16 protein-coding genes are annotated in these 16,543 nt (G+C 40.5%); 12 read left to right on the forward strand and 4 right to left on the reverse strand.

Annotated features, from left to right (window positions below; genetic code table 11):
* Positions 1–47: 47 nt before the first annotated feature.
* The 8 genes from FGG79_RS02880 to FGG79_RS02915 all read left to right on the forward strand — a co-directional run bounded on the left by FGG79_RS02880 (position 48) and on the right by FGG79_RS02915 (position 9,362).
* Positions 48–1,244 (forward strand): HpcH/HpaI aldolase/citrate lyase family protein, encoded by a 1,197-nt coding sequence (locus FGG79_RS02880; protein WP_138776246.1) that lies wholly within the window; start codon positions 48–50, stop codon positions 1,242–1,244.
* Positions 1,183–2,577 carry a phosphoribosyltransferase family protein gene (locus FGG79_RS02885; protein ID WP_240794184.1) on the forward strand — a complete coding sequence of 465 codons (1,395 nt, stop codon included), beginning with the start codon at positions 1,183–1,185 and terminating at the stop codon, positions 2,575–2,577. The genes FGG79_RS02880 and FGG79_RS02885 overlap by 62 nt, the downstream gene beginning before the upstream one ends.
* Positions 2,558–3,670, forward strand: coding sequence for a cysteine protease StiP family protein (locus FGG79_RS02890; protein ID WP_138776247.1), 1,113 nt, complete (start codon positions 2,558–2,560; stop codon positions 3,668–3,670). The genes FGG79_RS02885 and FGG79_RS02890 overlap by 20 nt, the downstream gene beginning before the upstream one ends.
* Entirely contained in the window at positions 3,667–4,464 is a 798-nt protein-coding gene (locus FGG79_RS02895) for an HAD family hydrolase (protein WP_138776248.1), read from the forward strand. The genes FGG79_RS02890 and FGG79_RS02895 overlap by 4 nt, the downstream gene beginning before the upstream one ends.
* A 90-nt stretch (positions 4,465–4,554) precedes the next feature.
* Positions 4,555–6,174: a YceG family protein gene (locus tag FGG79_RS02900; RefSeq protein ID WP_138776249.1), complete on the forward strand. Its 1,620-nt coding sequence runs from the start codon at positions 4,555–4,557 to the stop codon at positions 6,172–6,174.
* Between the two features lie 13 nt (positions 6,175–6,187).
* Positions 6,188–7,279 (forward strand): toxic anion resistance protein, encoded by a 1,092-nt coding sequence (locus FGG79_RS02905; RefSeq protein ID WP_138776250.1) that lies wholly within the window; start codon positions 6,188–6,190, stop codon positions 7,277–7,279.
* 229 nt (positions 7,280–7,508) lie between these two features.
* Positions 7,509–8,654, forward strand: a complete 1,146-nt coding sequence (locus FGG79_RS02910; protein WP_138776251.1) for a thermonuclease family protein — start codon at positions 7,509–7,511, stop codon at positions 8,652–8,654.
* A gap of 210 nt (positions 8,655–8,864) precedes the next feature.
* Positions 8,865–9,362, forward strand: a complete 498-nt coding sequence (locus FGG79_RS02915; protein ID WP_138776252.1) for an LURP-one-related/scramblase family protein — start codon at positions 8,865–8,867, stop codon at positions 9,360–9,362.
* Between the two features lie 126 nt (positions 9,363–9,488).
* On the opposite strand, the gene FGG79_RS02920 is transcribed toward FGG79_RS02915, so the two are convergent.
* A complete protein-coding gene (locus FGG79_RS02920) occupies positions 9,489–9,974 on the reverse strand; it encodes an HIT family protein (RefSeq protein ID WP_138776253.1) in 486 nt (161 codons plus the stop codon).
* Positions 9,975–10,638: 664 nt separating this feature from the next.
* Here FGG79_RS02920 and FGG79_RS02925 point away from each other — a divergent pair.
* The 4 genes from FGG79_RS02925 (at position 10,639) to FGG79_RS02940 (ending at position 13,969) form a co-directional block, all read left to right on the forward strand.
* Positions 10,639–11,151, forward strand: a complete 513-nt coding sequence (locus FGG79_RS02925; protein WP_138776254.1) for a hypothetical protein — start codon at positions 10,639–10,641, stop codon at positions 11,149–11,151.
* A 150-nt stretch (positions 11,152–11,301) separates the two neighbouring features.
* Complete coding sequence (locus FGG79_RS02930) at positions 11,302–12,180, forward strand: hypothetical protein (protein ID WP_171050770.1); 879 nt, start codon at positions 11,302–11,304, stop codon at positions 12,178–12,180.
* Positions 12,177–12,779 (forward strand): ABC transporter ATP-binding protein, encoded by a 603-nt coding sequence (locus FGG79_RS02935; protein ID WP_138776256.1) that lies wholly within the window; start codon positions 12,177–12,179, stop codon positions 12,777–12,779. The genes FGG79_RS02930 and FGG79_RS02935 overlap by 4 nt, the downstream gene beginning before the upstream one ends.
* Positions 12,776–13,969, forward strand: a complete 1,194-nt coding sequence (locus FGG79_RS02940) for an ABC transporter permease family protein (RefSeq protein ID WP_138776257.1) — start codon at positions 12,776–12,778, stop codon at positions 13,967–13,969. The genes FGG79_RS02935 and FGG79_RS02940 overlap by 4 nt, the downstream gene beginning before the upstream one ends.
* Positions 13,970–14,338: 369 nt before the next feature.
* Here the strand turns inward: FGG79_RS02940 and FGG79_RS02945 are convergent, their stop codons facing one another.
* From FGG79_RS02945 to FGG79_RS02955, 3 genes are all read right to left on the reverse strand, one after another.
* A complete protein-coding gene (locus FGG79_RS02945) occupies positions 14,339–15,166 on the reverse strand; it encodes a nuclease-related domain-containing protein (protein ID WP_138776258.1) in 828 nt (275 codons plus the stop codon).
* 247 nt (positions 15,167–15,413) lie between these two features.
* Positions 15,414–15,614: a hypothetical protein gene (locus tag FGG79_RS02950; protein ID WP_138776259.1), complete on the reverse strand. Its 201-nt coding sequence runs from the start codon at positions 15,612–15,614 to the stop codon at positions 15,414–15,416.
* Positions 15,615–15,687: 73 nt separating this feature from the next.
* Positions 15,688–16,302: a hypothetical protein gene (locus FGG79_RS02955; protein ID WP_138776260.1), complete on the reverse strand. Its 615-nt coding sequence runs from the start codon at positions 16,300–16,302 to the stop codon at positions 15,688–15,690.
* Positions 16,303–16,543: the final 241 nt, after the last annotated feature.

The following is a 16,543-nucleotide window of genomic DNA, read 5'->3' on the forward strand; positions in this document are numbered from 1 at the left end:
AGAAGGAGACCGTTCTCCTTCTTTTTTCTAAATACGAGGTGTAATTTATGAAGCATTTTAGTTATTTATCCGCTCTGCAAACTGCAGGGATTTTTTATGTTGAACCAATGAACATTACAAAAACATCACCTAAAGAACTCCTGGAATTCAGCTTGGGAGCTACTTTATATATGCCATCAACAAAGGAAGACATTGCAGATATTGTGATTAAAGGAAAATACCCCGAATTGTGTTCGGTTGTCCTGTGTCTTGAGGATGCCATTGGCGACAGTGAAGTTGAGCACGCAGAAAGAATGGTTGTACATCATCTCCAATCGATCTATGAGTCTTTACAAAATGGAAGACTGTCTACATCAGATCTCCCCTTGATATTTCTTCGTGTAAGATCACCTGAACAAATCTCCACTATTAGTAGTGAGTTGGGAGAGGCAATCGACTGTTTGACTGGGTTCGTGTTTCCAAAGTTTTCACTTGGTAATGCCTCTTCCTATTTGAATCACATGATTCAAGCTGGAAAGGATAGAGGAGTTACATTATACGGGATGCCGATCTTTGAAACTCCTGAGCTTCTAGAAAAAGAGACACGGTACAGCCATTTTTCAGAAATAAAGAAGCTCTTGCACCAATATAAGGAGTACATACTAAATATTCGAATCGGTGCAACAGATCTTTGCGGTCTATACGGAGTTCGCCGTAACTTCCATACGACCATTTATGATATTTCACTGGTAAAGGATTTTATTAGCGATGTACTCAACTATTTCGGCAGGGAATACACCATTTCGGGGCCGGTATGGGAGTATTTTGAGCAGTCCTCTTCAAGAATACTGAAACCTGAGCTGCGCCAGACTCCTTTTAAGGAGTCATATGGTGATGATGGTTTACGTTTTAGGTCTCAGTTATTGAGTGAATACCATGATGGTTTAATTAAGGAAACCCTGTTGGACCTGGCTAATGGACTGAATGGAAAGACGGTCATTCATCCGAGTCACATTAAAATTGTCGAAAGCCTGAACGGGGTTTCTAAAGAGGATTATTTGGATGCATTGTCCATTACTGAAAGTATAGATGGAAGTGTTGGAGTAATGAAAAGTAAGTATTCCAACAAAATGAATGAAATAAAACCCCATTATCTATGGGCTCAAAAGGTTTTGAAAAAATCAAAGATTTATGGGGTGTACAATGAAAACCACAACTACATCGACTTACTGTCAGACGCGGCACAAACTTCAACTATTACCTAATATGGCAATTGATCTAGCGTTATCGGAAAATCCCTTAAACCTTTCGATTGACGACTTGTTTATCATGGCAGCAAGGGTAAATAAGAAGAGAGGGTTTCTCTTTGTAAGCAAGCTTTTAGGTAAACATTTACCATTACGCCCGTTACAATCATTACTAACATCGGGTTTGCTTGCGATCGAATACTTCGAACAAATATCCGGAGAACAGGTTGAAACGAAAGACGCTATTATAAAAGGATGCTTTTCTGAAGATCCTCAGGAAATCCAGAAAGCATACAACTTGTTGTCCGGTTTAAAACTCATCTTAAAAAACGACCCATTGATTATAGGTTTTGCTGAAACCGCCACTTCGTTGGGGCATGCCTTTTTTGATTGTATGGAGAACGCAGGATATATCCATACAACAAGGGAAGAAATCAAAGGTCGCGAACCTGTCTTGAATTTCAAAGAAGAGCATTCACATGCGGTAAACCAATTTTGCTATATTGATGTGCACCATATTAATAACAAGAAGCCGATCGTGCTGATCGATGATGAAATGACCACTGGGAAGACGTCTTTAAATATTATTAGGAATATTCATTCCAAGTTTCCCCGTGAGCATTATTCTGTCGTATCTATTTTAGATTGGCGTTCTAAAGAAAATAAACAGCAGTTTCTTCAGTTGGAAAGAGAATTAGGAATCAAGATCCATACAGTTTCTTTAATGTCAGGCAACATCCATTTCTCTGGAGAGACCATCGAGAAAGCAGAGTATGATTATCAGCCTAAAAACCGTGAGTCTGAGCTTCACGTCGAAACGTTCAACCTCGCGCCTTTATTTACAAGAACTCACTATGTAAGTGGAAAAGACGACATTCCTTACATTAAGGAAACAGGGAGGTTCGGCATTTCCAGTGATGATAAAGAAGCATTGGACGCAACTTGTGCTGAAGCAGCCGATTATCTGAAACGAAATCGAAAAGGCAACAAGACTCTTTGTCTGGGTACTGGGGAATTGATGTACCTTCCGATGAAAATCGCATCTCTGATGGGGGAGGGTGTTCTGTATCACTCCACAACAAGAAGTCCGATCCTTCCAATAACGAAGACAGGCTATGCGATTCAAAACGGTTTTTCTTTCTTGAATCCTGAGGACGATGCTGTGATTCATTATGTCTACAATATTCCAAAGGATGAGTATGATGAGATGTTCATTTTCTTTGAAAAGGAAGTAGCAGAGGATCGGATTAAAGAAATAAAACAAATGGCGAAGGACAGAGGTATCGGGATTGTGAATATTGTCATGTTTTCCACACTGGAAAGGGGTGTTGATGGTGTACAAAACGATTGATGATATAGGCAGTTACCCGAAGGAAGACGTTACCTTTTTACTGAAAGATTTGTCAGGGGCGGATATCGAAAAGGATACACTGGAAAGAGAGAAGGCCATCCAGAGCGGGATCCACTATTCGGATATGCTTCCGATCGAATATAAGCCTTCCAATGACTATATAGAGCTGTTTCATGATTCATTGGAAAAATCCAAGGGGGACATCGCCTTATATGTGGCTCTTGCCGCTGAACAAATAGTGAAGTCTCGTGGGTTTAACATCGTACTTTGCAGTCTTGCGAGGGCGGGCACTCCTATCGGTGTTCTGATGAAAAGATATATTGGATTCAACTATGGAGTGACTGTTCCCCATTACAGTATCTCCATTGTCAGAGGACGGGGGATTGACGAAAATGCACTTGCATTTATCTTAGACCACCACCCCGGCCAAAAACTGGTGTTTGTCGACGGCTGGACAGGAAAGGGAGCCATCACGAAGGAGCTTACCGAATCCATCAGCCGTTTTAACCAAAAGTATCAGCAGGATCTTTCTCCTGAACTGGCCGTCTTAGCCGATCCCGGTCATTGTTCGAATCTTTATGGAACAAGAGATGATTTCTTGATTCCTAGTGCTTGTTTAAATTCAACTGTTTCCGGGCTGGTGAGTCGAACGGTATTAAATGGCTCATTGATAGGTCTAGATGATTTCCACGGCGCTAAATACTATAAAGAATTATTGTCAGAGGATCTTTCTACGTTCTATGTTGATACCATTTCCTCTGAATTTAAGAGTATAGCGCCGAGAGTGGAAAGAGAGTTGGAAGAGCTACAAAAAAACCATACAGATATGAATTGGGAAGGCTTGAGTTCAGTCAGGAAAATCCAGGAGAAATACACGATTGATGATATTAATCATATCAAGCCCGGAGTTGGGGAGACGACACGTGTGTTATTAAGACGTGTGCCATGGAAGATCTTGATCAATACTGAGAAGGTGCACTATCTTGAGCATATTCTCATGCTTGCAAGAGACAGAGGAGTTCAGGTTGAAGAGTACAATGACATGTCGTATAGCTGCTGCGGTCTGATTAAACAGATGGACAATGAGAAATGAACGCATTTGCCAGTGACTTGGACCGCACCCTGATTTTCTCCAAGAGGATGCTTGAAGCATATGGATCTGATGGCAACCATGAATTAATTGAACGCTTAGACGGGAAACCGATTTCATATATTTCATCCAAAACGAAATCGATCCTCAAGCAGATCAATGAGGACATGTTCTTTATACCCGTGACAACGAGAACGATCGAGCAATATAAGAGGATACAGCTGTTTCAAGATGAAATCGTGCCCCAGTATGCGATAACCAGCAATGGGGGGACGATTTTGAAAAGTGGTACTGTCCTGAAGGAATGGACGCTTTATGTAGAGCAACTGCTCAAGAAATGCACTCCCATTGAAGAAGTGATGAAGAAAGTAACAGACCTAGACGATTCTAAATGGATCAAGAGAATCAAACTGGGAGACGATATGTTTTTTTATATCATCCTTCATACAGAGCATTTCTCTACTAGTAGGTTACTAGAGTTAAGGGGGCTGACAGACAATCTTAGATGGCAATTGTCGCTTCAGGGAAGGAAGCTCTATTTTATACCAAAGACACTCAATAAGTGGACAGCTGTTCACTATTTACGTGACGCGTTGGGCTTGAATGAAATCTACACAGCGGGTGATTCTTTACTGGATTATGAACTGATCATCAATGGGACGTACGGGATTGCCCCTCTTCATGGGGAAGTAGTAGATGATTCCCTTACCCTTAATAAGACGGAGCAGGCTGGTATTAAAGCATCCGAGGAAATCGTCGAAGCCTTACAATGCCGCTATAAGAATATACATGTTTGAGGCACAACGTATGAACAAGCAGTACATGGAGGTCACCGGCTGGTACGAAATAGATGACCTTTTGAAAAAAAGTATGTGAGGGGTGACATCATGAGTGATTATTCCAGCATCAACATGACTCAAGCAGAGATAGACTCTGATAAATGGAAACTTGTATTATATAAAAATCTAAATGAACGAACTCCTTATGAGAAAAATGAACAACTGACATTTTGCCAGGTCTCTGGCAGGATAGTGGGGATTGGATATGATGAATCCGACTATTATCTCTCCCTCTATGAGCTTTATGCTTCCAATCAGGTTCACGTTCTAAGTGAGAGTTTAAATAAAGAAATCACATCGGAAATGTTTCAGAGCGTTCAAAAAATACACATGATCATCCAAAAAGAAAATGGACTGTCAGTCAATAGAATTGTCGCATTTATGGAGGGGGAGCGTTTAATTCCCGGTCACTCCAATCATCCCTTGCACAGACTTCTGAGAAAATCACTTATTTCGGTGTTGGACACGTTCCAAAAAAATCATAAAGACGGTCTAAATGATCCCGATTTCCGGAGAGTGTTTGTGGATCTCGTTAAATGGTCGTGGAACCACCTGGATCCATGGCTGAAAGAGATCAACCCCGAAGTTGAAATGCCCCGGGTCATTTGGTACGGGGACGCAACAAAGAGTCAGTTATACTTTCTCTATTACATGATGACCATCGGGTGTGATGTGCTCATTTTCCATCCCGAGGGAAAAGACCAGTTTGCTGCCCTGGATCCTGATCAGAACATCTCCAAGGTAGTACATCATCCAACTAAAGGAGAACTGGAACCCTTCCCGACGGAAAAACCTGACCGTCAGTCCACTGTGGCATACCGGGCCACACAGGAATTGAATGATGTGTTGTTTCATGAGGGGTCTCAACTTTATAAACCATGGCAATTCCGGGACAGCCTGCCATCTTCGGTCACGCTTAAAACAACGTATGATGAACTGTTCTTGATTAGTAAAGAGAAAGCATTCGTCCGGCCTAACTTCCATGCCACACGGGAGCAAGTTGAAATTCCATCTATTTTTGCGAAAATTATGGGGGTTTCAGAGAACAAAAAAGAATATTGGAGCCGTTTACATAGTTTGATAGAAGACAAAAATACGGTGTTGATTCAGCACTTCCCGTTTACAACAGAAGTGAAAGCCAATCATACCTTTCATTATCAACATGCCACGGGGAAAGATGGAACTCTGGACGTGGAGAAAATGATTTCTGGCAACTGGTGGCAATACAATCACCTTCCTGGCGGTGTACAGCGGGCAATCGCATATGTGATCTCAAAAATGTGCGAAAGTCCTCGGCTGCTTCCATTGAATCATGAAAGGATAGAGGATGTTCAGCTCTATCTGTTCACTCAAGCGACAGATCTTTCACCGGAAGATTTGAAAATCATCCAGAAGTTCGATTATTCACAGGACGTTCCCAAACTGGTTCTGTTTAATAATGAAATGAACGGAATGCTTTCCCGTTCAGATGCAGCCAGACTGCTCTTCTTTAACGAACTTGGAGTGGACATAACGGTGTATAACCCTCCAGGACATAATTGTATTGAACAGTATATCGAGTCCAATGTATTTGATACTCATTGGCTGGAAGACATGTCATTTGAGCTGGAGTTTAAAGAGCCTTCGTTTGTACGAAGAATGTTCAAAACATTAAAATCCCAAAAATAGGAGTGAAGAAACGATGGTAAACGAAACACAAGTCGCAACCCTTGAAAAGAATGAAGTCATTACAGAGAAAAAGGCAGAGGACATCCGTAATGAACTTCGAAAGGATCCGGAAGTGATCCGACTGTCTCAACAAGTAGATACGAAAAACCAAATGGAATTGTTGGAATTTGGGAAAGAGCCTGCCGTTCAAATCTCTCAATTCTCAGACCGTATCCTCTCCATGATGCGAACGACTGAAGTAACAGACTCTGGCGAAATGCTGAAACAACTGGGCAAGATTATGGATCGCTTTGATAAGAAAGATTTCGAAGAGAAAAAGAGTGGTCTCTTAGGTAAGCTGTTTAACCGAGGCAATGACATGATTGAAAAAATCTTCGGTAAATATCAGACACTAGGCGGCGAAATCGAGAAAGTTCACGTGGAAATTTCGAAGTATAAAGATGAAATGACCCGTTCTACCATGACCTTGGAAGAGATGTATGAAAACAATATCAATTATTATATGGCGTTAGAAAAATACGTCGTGGCAGGTCAAATTAAGTTGGATGAATTGAATAATATGCTGCCGGGTTATGAACAAAAAGCGATGAATGGCGACCAGATGGCTCAATTGCAACTCGACACATTAAAGAGTGCGATCCAAACCCTGGAAGAACGAGTGTATGATTTAGATTTGGCCCGTATGGTCGCCCTGCAGACTGCCCCACAAATCCGTCTGCTGCAGCGAGGGAATACCAAACTAATCGGGAAGATCAACTCAGCGTTTGTTATCACGATCCCGATTTTCAAAAATGGTATTATCCAAGCTGTCACAGCTAAACGTCAGAAGTTGGTTGCAGATTCAATGAATGAGCTGGATCGCCGTACAAATGAGATGTTGAAGCGTAATGCAGAAAACATTGCCAATCAAAGTACAGAGATTGCCAAACTAGCAGGGAGACCAAGCGTTCAAATTGAAACGATTGAAGAGTCTTGGAATACGATCGTCAAAGGACTGCAGGAAACAAAATCAATCGAAGATGAAAATAAACGTCTCCGTGAAGAAGGAACGAACCGGATCTTGCAACTTCAGGATAATATGAAGAAAGTTACACAACAGCAATAAATCGAGTAAGGTATAGATCAATATGAATTGAGTGTAAGAGCAGAAGCTGTGAAAGCTTCTGCTCTTTTTTTGTCCGATACAGAAAATTTTCACTAAATTGTGAGATTGTCTGAAAAATAGACGATTTTATATTACAATATATATACAAATCTGTTAATAAATTTTGCGGTTAGGTAGCTAGAGCAAATCGAGGATATTTTTAACGGGGAAAATATAATGAGGTGCTGGAATGAAAGTTATACGTATCATCATGGCTGCTGTGGCAATCATTTTTACATTGCTCCTGGCGATTGTAACGCCTGTAGCTTGGGTTGGATTATTGATTTTGGTGTTTGGTTTATACCAAACTTCTCAAAAAAGAAAAGGTAGAAGGACGTTTTCAAGAAAACCGGGCTGGGTCATTACGATCGGGATTCTCGTGGCGATCATTGGGGCGTTTGCAGCTCCAACTGAGCAAATGGATAAAGAAAATAAAGTAGCCAGTGCAAAGGCTGAGAAGGAAGCTGATCTACAGGCGAAGAAAGAGAAAGAAAAGAAAGACAAAGAAGAAGCGGAAGAGAAGAAAGCAAAGGAAGAGGAAAAAAAGAAACTGGCTGAAGAAAAGAAATTGGCTGAAGAAAAAGAAGCCAAGGAAAAGGCAAAAGCCGAGAAAATGAAAGAGCAGCAAACACTTGCGGAAAAATTCGGATTGGAAGAAGTGCTGGTTACCCGTGTGGTAGACGGTGACACAGTCGAATTGAAGGATGGAAGAAAAGTGCGATTCATCGGAGTCAACACTCCTGAGTCCACAACGAGAACAGAGGAATACGGAAAAGAAGCAAGTAACTATACGACCGAAAAATTAGAAGGCAAAAAGGTCTGGCTCCAAAAAGATGTGTCCGAAACGGACCGGTACAACCGTTCCCTGCGCCTTATCTGGCTTGAGATTCCTAAGGATGACATGAAAGAAGAAGAAATCCGGACCAAGATGTTCAATGCCGACCTCGTATTAAACGGATATGCGGAGCCGTCCACCTACAACCCGGATGTGAAATACAGCGAGTACTTCGTGAAATTCGCCCGGGAAGCAAGGGAGAACGAAACAGGTCTTTGGGCATACGGTGAAAATGGGACGACTAAAGGGGACCTGGATCCAAAAGAGGAAAAGAAAACAACGACAGCAGCTGCAACTGCTAAATCAAGCTCCAACTCAAGCTCAAGTACGAGCTCTGCTTCCAGTACAACAGCTGAAACACCTGTAGCATCTCCACAAAAAGAGTATTATCAAAACTGTACCGAACTACGAAAAGTCTATCCTGATGGAGTCGATTCGGATCATCCTGCTTATGCGTCAAAACATGACCGGGATAAAGATGGCTGGGCGTGTGAGAGATAAAAAAGTTATGGGCCATTCCTTTATTAAAGGGATGGCTTTTGTTTATAAATATGGGAGTTTGAGGCCATTACCGGTCATCCTCAGCTGAGTTACATTGAGAGAGGGGAAACAGAGCAGAAGGCTGAGAGTGAAAATTTATGGAATAATTCTGGAACTAACCCCCATCTCAATCGTAAATAATGTAAAGACTTAAAAGTGGGAGGCAATATGATGAGACAGCTTTATATAAAACAAAAGGTATTCAGTCTTAGCGAGAAATTCACCATAAAGGATCAGGATGAGAAGGATGTATATTATGTGGAAGGAAGTTTTATGCGAGTTCCTAAGACTTTCTCCATTATGAATACAAGCAGAGATGAAGTAGCACTTATCACGAAAAAGGTATTCAGCTTTTTACCAAAGTTTTTTGTTGAGGTGAATGGTCAAGAGGTATTGACGATCAAGAAGGACTTTTCCTTTCTGAAAGCACGCTATTCGATTGATGCGGCAGGTATTGAAGTGCAGGGTAATTGGTTGGATATGGATTTTCAGGTATTACACAATGGGAGAGTCGTAGGTCAAGTGGGCAAGGAGTGGTTCTCTTGGGGCGATAGCTATAGGGTGCAAATATTAGATGAAGAGATGGAAACGATTATAATTGCTGTCATGATTGCAATTGATTGTGTGAAGAGTGATGAGTCGGCTGCTTCGTCTGGAGCGTCGGTTTAAAGTATAGATTAAGGGTGCGGAAGCGCGGGGAAGGATCTCGTGCTTCTTTTCATATTGGCTCTGTAAAAGTTTAATGTTGATAGTTATAGAAAAATAGAACTTCCTAAAAGCGGAAGTTCTACTAGATTATTTATTTAATTCTTCGGTAAGAATGTTGATGGCTTCCATCACTTCTTCAACATTTCTCTTGTCATTCATTTCATTTCTAGCGTGAAGTAATACTGTTCGAACAGACTCTACTGAACGCCCGAATTCATACATCCATTCATATCTCGGAACCATCCAAGTATGAAAATGATGGGTGGTGTCTTCGTTGTAAAAATAATAGACGTATTCAATCCCTAAGTTGTCTCTTTGTGCTTTTCTTATCTTTGCTAAAATGTTTATGTAGTCTAATCTCTCAGACTCAGTTAATTCATCTAAACATTTGATGTGTCTTTTAGAAGCTAAGATTATTAGCCCTCGAATTGGATAAGCGACATCTTGATGGGCGTGAAAGTGCTCTGTTTCGATAACCACACCGCCTTCTGGTTCAACTAATCCACTTGTTAACGCACAGCTTAGACATTCAACTTCTACCGTTTCTCCATTTGATAACGTGATTTTTCTCAAGCATTTTTCCCCCGAACAAAAATTTATGTAGTTTCCTTATTCAAGATAGCAAATCCACTTGGTTAAAAAGTATAGTTTATACCGTGAACTTAGATAACCCAAGTGTATCACAGGTTCGACACTTGGGATTAAATTCCCTTTTATTATCAAATTGTACATTGTGACTAATTGTTGGAGTCTGACCCACAATATTTTAAAGCTTTAGCTTGCCTTGGGTCAGATCCCTTTTTCAAGATGAATAGATGGAAACGATTAGTATTGCTGTCGTGATTGCTATTGATTGTGTGAAGAGTGATGAGTCGGTTGCTTCGTCTAATGCTTCATTTTAAGTGAAAGAGTCAAATTTCTGGATGCACGAGGAAGGTTCTCGTGCTTTTTTTAATGGAAGCATCTCTTCTTTATATAGGGAAAAATAAACAATAATACAAAATTAGACCTATTTATACATATATTCCTAAAAGAATGAAACAAGTTCATTAATAAATGGTAAGATATTTTTGAATCGATTCAGCGCATTACTTGTTCTCACAACTACGCTCATAAACATAATGAAAAATGCCATTGCAATGGTACAAGATGTTTTTTGAAGGTCTTACCTCACATCAGGTTCTTTACAACATGATCCCCTAAAAAATATAAGTTGTTTCCAGGAGGAGAAATTGGAATGAAAAAGTTCAAAAAGATTATGATGGGTATAACGGTTGCGATATGTGCGTTTGGTTTTACAATTAGTACGGCAAGTGCTGCATCAGATTCGAATTATGTTACGACACCATATGGTAAGCTTACATCGGATGCATGGAGATCAGGTCTAACCACAAGTGGGAATACGTATCAATTTACGTATCAGACATCTGCTGTTTATTCTGGAAGCAACTCGGTTGATTGGATTAAGACCACTTGGGAGGCGTGTGCTTCGTTACGAAACAGTGCATCCATGTCGATTGGTATTTCGGCTGACGGTGTATCTGCCGGTTCAAGCAGTTCATGGCAAAACGTTTGTCAAAGTGCTTATTGGCAGAACTCGAACGGTGCAAAAGGTGCTTACTCTGAAACAAGAAATGCGGTTATTAAGCCTAAAGCAGATTATAGAAGCGGCACGGTTTCCATTCAGAACGAAGCAAAAGTGAAAATCAAAGGCGATGCACGTTCTTGGTCTGTGAACGCTTCTGTATAATAGATAAGACACGGGTTCCTGTAGACGGCTGTTGAAGGGAATCAAATAAAAAAGAATGAAAATGAAGTAAGGAGTATAGTTTGTATCGGTTGGTATGTGGGAGTGCTCATACCATGCATGCTTGCTCCTTCTTTTTATGGAGATGATGACATGAGAATGCTTTTATTTCTAGGATTTAGTTTACTGTTATTCATGAGCGGCTGCGATCAGCAGGCAGGGGTGAAATCAGAAGCCCTCGGCTGTACGGGTGGTGACTGTAAGCTTGTGTATGATGGGGTTCAGTATCTTACATATGATGAAAAATTAAAATCAAGCACCGGAAAGATCGATGCAACGGAAAACGAGTTTCAATACAGACTTCCAGGAAATGATCAATACGTGACGAGTGGCAATTCCATGACGAATGAATTTACGATATTGAAGAGGGAAAACAATCGTCTGGAAACCGTTTATGAGCATGACAATGATAAAGAAGCGATATTCCCAGTGGCTGTAGTGGATAAGAAGTACATCTTTTCAGTCATGGAGTATTCGGGCGATCAGCAGGTGTTCAAGGGGCTTTTCAAGCTGACGGATAAAAATAAGCTTGAAAAGCTGAAAACCGAGGAAAATGAAATGACCAAAAAGATCTTTGGCGTCGGCATTTCTTCCAATGATCAGATTTTCGTGCTTCTGAACGAAGAAGGAAAGCAGAATGTCTATCATACTGACCTTTCTCTGTCTTCGTTTGAGCTGGTGGCAGCAGATGTGTCCCAAAATCTGAGTGCTCATGAAGGGAACGTCTGTTATTCAAAAGAAGAGACATTCTACTGCGGCAATCAGAAGATCAAGAAATTAGAGGACGGAACGGTATTTGTCTGGGCATTGGATAACTATATTCTCGAAGTGAATGATTCAGGGAAGTTTGAAGTAAGAGACTTCAAGAATCAGAAGCTTCTTCAATCCGGTACTCAATTTATCGGTTTTGATGAGAGCTCATCCAAGCTGATCATTTACAGTGACGGCGACATGACGGAGTTGGTGAAATGACTACGATCCTAGAGCTAGAGAAGATCAATAAGAGTTATCGACACAGAATTCTTTCAGACCTGAATTACACGTTCCGTGATAAAGGAATCTACGCCATCTACGGTGCGAGCGGGAGTGGGAAATCTACACTGCTGAATATTATCGCTGGTTTTGAGACCCCTGATAGTGGATCCGTCCACAAAAGGTTTGAAAACCTTGAATATGTCATGCAGGAGCATATGCTTCTAACGAATATTTCTGTGAAGGAAAACTTATATCTGAAGCTGAATATCACAGATCACCCCGTAGATCACTACGATGACATCATTCTGAACACATGCAAGAAACTCAGCATCGACGGTCTCATTGATGAGAAGGTTTCGTTTCTTTCAGGAGGAGAGAAGCAGCGGGTATCCATCGCCAGGGCTTTGTTAAGTGCACCTGAGATCATCTTATTGGATGAACCGACTGCGAGTATTGATTATGAAGTCAAAGAAGATCTATTAACACTCCTTGTGGAACTCTCTCAGGAAAGGCTGATCATCGTCTCGACACATGATCCAGTCGTGAAAGACTATGCGGATACGACGCTGTCACTGGAAAGAGGGACATTTCAATGAACACTAAATTCGTCGTGGAAATGCTAAGGAAGAAAACCCATCATTTCCTTACCATTTCCATACTCATCATGGTCATTTCCCTGACTATGCTAAATTTCACGGTCTCGTATATTTCGAATCAGTACCAGATGATCAATAAAGACTTTATGAACAACAATAATGTGAAGGTCATTCATGTGACGGGGAAAGGGAATGGGGAAGCCACCACCCAGATTTCACTCCAAGATGTAAACGAGATCAACACGCTGTTGAAAGATAAGGAACTGGACGACAAAGCCAAAGCCTATCCTGTTTATACGCTGCCTACCGTCTATCGTGATTCAATGGCCACAGCGTATTCGATGATCGGGATCAGTGAAGAACTGGCACCCCTCGTAAGTGAAGGGTGCACCTTGAAAGATGGTCGTATCTGTGTAGGGGATGTAAAAGACGGGCAGATCACCCTTAACGTTCCAATCATTGAAGAGAAAGACGGCGGTTTCTCCTCCACAGAAACCGTTGACCTTGAAATGACAGCGGAAAAAGGGGCCACCAATGAGAATGCCATCTTCATTCATTCCATCCCGAAGAACAACCAGGCATATGTGAACGAGAAAGAGGCCAAGAAGCTGACCAAAATCATGTACGAGAAATCACAGAACAGCTCTGAATACATCCAGGAATCACAATTGAGCAACCTGGTTGTGTATGTAAAGGACATAAAAAATGTTGACACTGTCGGCAAAGTGTTAAAAGACAATCACTATTTTACCAGCTACACCTTTAACAGCTTTGAAAACTTCTCGATTAATATTAGCACCAATCAGATGATCCTTATTATTCTATGTGGATTCCTGGTCATAACATCCATCGTGACGGCCATCCTGTTGATGATCAATTTCCTCCGGATTCAGAAGAAGGAAATCGCCATCCTTAAACTGATAGGCTACAAGAGTAAGATGATCGTGACCATATATACGAGACTACTTACCATCCTGTTTCGTAACATCTTCCTGTATACACTGGTCATCTACCTATTCAACTATTTCTTGAAGCTCATTCCGGTGAGTCTACCATTTCTAGGTATCATTGTACTCCTGGATTTTATGATCCTGTTGATTACACTGGCGTACGTTTATTTCTTTGGGATTAAGAAGATTTGCCGAATGGATACGATTGAATTATTGAAGAAGGGGAAGGAATTTGAATGATGGGATATTGTAGTATGGGAGGATGTTTCGTGGTGGCTTTTTATATGGGGTGTGAAGAGGGTTCTATTCCTTATAAAGTTACTATTTACATGTATAGTAGATAAAGGGCAAAGGGGAATCATATTTTTTTAAAATGTGATTCCCCTTTGCCTATAAATAGGAGAGTAGAAATGATCAAGATTGAGCATTTGAATAAGTCATGTCAAAAAGTATTCTACTCAAAGTTTATCCAACTATCATTATGAGATAGATGAGCCGATTGCGGTCATCGTAAACGCCGACTTCGAGTAGTGTATAGTATGGACGATTCCCATTTTGACGCATTAAGTAGAGTAGGAACCGTCACCAGTTACTCCATAAAATCAACTATTACTTAACATTCTTCTGATGCTCATAGCAATAAATTTTCCTCTTAAAAGTATGATTTGATAAACAGTATGCCCTAACTTTCTCAGAAACAGGTTTTTTGCAAATCGTACAAGTCTCATCTGAGCTAGTCATTGCTTCAGTAGCATTCCTTTTTAATGTATGTTTATGATCATCTCTTACTTTTAAATCAGTAATATTGGCCTTTAAGAAAGCATAATAAATAGTAGAGATGTCTTGTTCCTTTAGAAGAGGCTCTTTATGCTCAATTTTCAACACCGATTCTTTCCGATGGATAAATTCCGACAACTCTATGTCATACACAATAAGTTCCTTAGAAGCGATTTTCCGGTAATCCGGATCTACTTTAAAGGTAGAGCGTTTTGTAAAAGAAACCATGGAAACAAACAAATGGTGGTACTTCTCATCAATCAATGAAGTGAGTGCTTTTATGTGCCCATAATTTTGTGCAAAAGGGTTCATCATCTTGAACTTTCCATTGACCAGCCATGTGCTTCGATCTTTCCCGCCATAGATGGTCCCCTGATAGTTTTTTGTCTCAATGACAAAGATTGCGTATGGAGTAATCACCACATGGTCAATTTGTGAATAACCTGACTTTGCTTTCGGGTTTGGAATGAGGAGATCGCTTAGATGGCGATAAGTCTTTGGGAGCTGATCCAGTTGGATATCAATTTTGTATTCTCCTAGTTCGCCTTTTCTTGTTGCAAGCTGTTCATTTGTCCTTTTTGGTTTTGATGAGACGGTATTCACTTGTTTTGGTGTGGTCTCACTTTTTTTCTTCTTTAAAAAGTTTAGGATTAATAACATGAGTTTCTCCTTGGAAGTTTAATATAGGTATTATCGTATCAATTGGTAAGTGATATTACATAAAAATTGTTGGTAATGCTTGCATAAGGATGTGGTGCCTGTCCCCTGGTACGTTAATTATTAACATATCAGGGGACAGGCACCGTTTGAAGGCTGGATTTCTGAGACTATAGGATAGAAGCTGGGCAGATAACATGTACTAATCAAGCCATGCGCTTGGAATTCAAATCCATTCTACTTAAGAATTCTAGGGTCTTTCCTCTTTCACATTTACGATTAGAACAACCCCTATCACCAAAACAATGAAAATCAATACATAAATGTACCATCCCATAGAATTGAATGTGCCATTGGATATATACCTTGATGCTTTTTCCATTGCTTTCACAACACAAAAGGTTAGAACAGCCAGACAGGATACTAATATGCCGATGCTTCTCAGTTCCATGAAAATTGACCCCTTTTCTCATTAAATTAGAATAGATCCCTGTTCAATTAATCTTATTCTCATGGATGCCCCATTACTCCAAACTCCGCGAAAAATGATCCTTCGCCCAATACTTCAACGTCCCATCCTGCTCGATACGGTATCGCATGTCTGCTTTCTGCAATCCTTCAATCATAAGAGGTCGTAACTCACTCATCTTTCGATTACTTTCTTCTATATAAGTCGATAGTATTTCAGAATGATAGGTATTGGTATTTGCTGATGATACCAGAAAATCGACGGCTGCCTGTTTGATGACGTACAGCTCGATGGTTTTGTCGTGAAGCTCCTTGAAAGCGCGGGGAGGACGTAAATCGATGAGCTTCTGGTAATTTTGCGTTAACGTCATATTCGTTTCATGGATATCGATTGTCAGGGATGAAAGATTACCGTTAGAAGCGGTGATCTTGGTCATTAGTTGTTTAAAGCTTTGGTCACTGGAACTTAAGTATTGCTCGCGCTCCTGCAGGTAGCTTCGTATTTTTTGTTCCTGATGGATATTGATTTCGTTGTAGATTTTCATTGGTAAGCCACTGGCAAACAACGCCAGTAGGATGAATCCGATAACCCCAAATGACCATTTGGGAGCTTTCTTGCTTTTAGGTCTATACCGGTCATCATTCCAGTAATCTCTTTCTGCTATAGACATAAGTGATTCCTCGTTTCATTCTGTACTAGTAAAATACTCCTTTTATGTTACCATAATATTACATATAAATGGGTTATAATGTATTTCAATAATCTGTAGTATAAGGAAATGCTCGTGGATGAGGATATCTGGTTGTGATCAAAGATGGATGGGGAACCATACCCAGCCGATAATCCCTTGGATCATTTTAAACGGCTGACCAAAGTTCTTGTACTTTTGATGAGCTATATATATTGAAAAG

Source organism: Bacillus sp. BHET2 (genome assembly GCF_005938125.1).
Lineage (GTDB): Bacteria > Bacillota > Bacilli > Bacillales > Bacillaceae_B > Rossellomorea.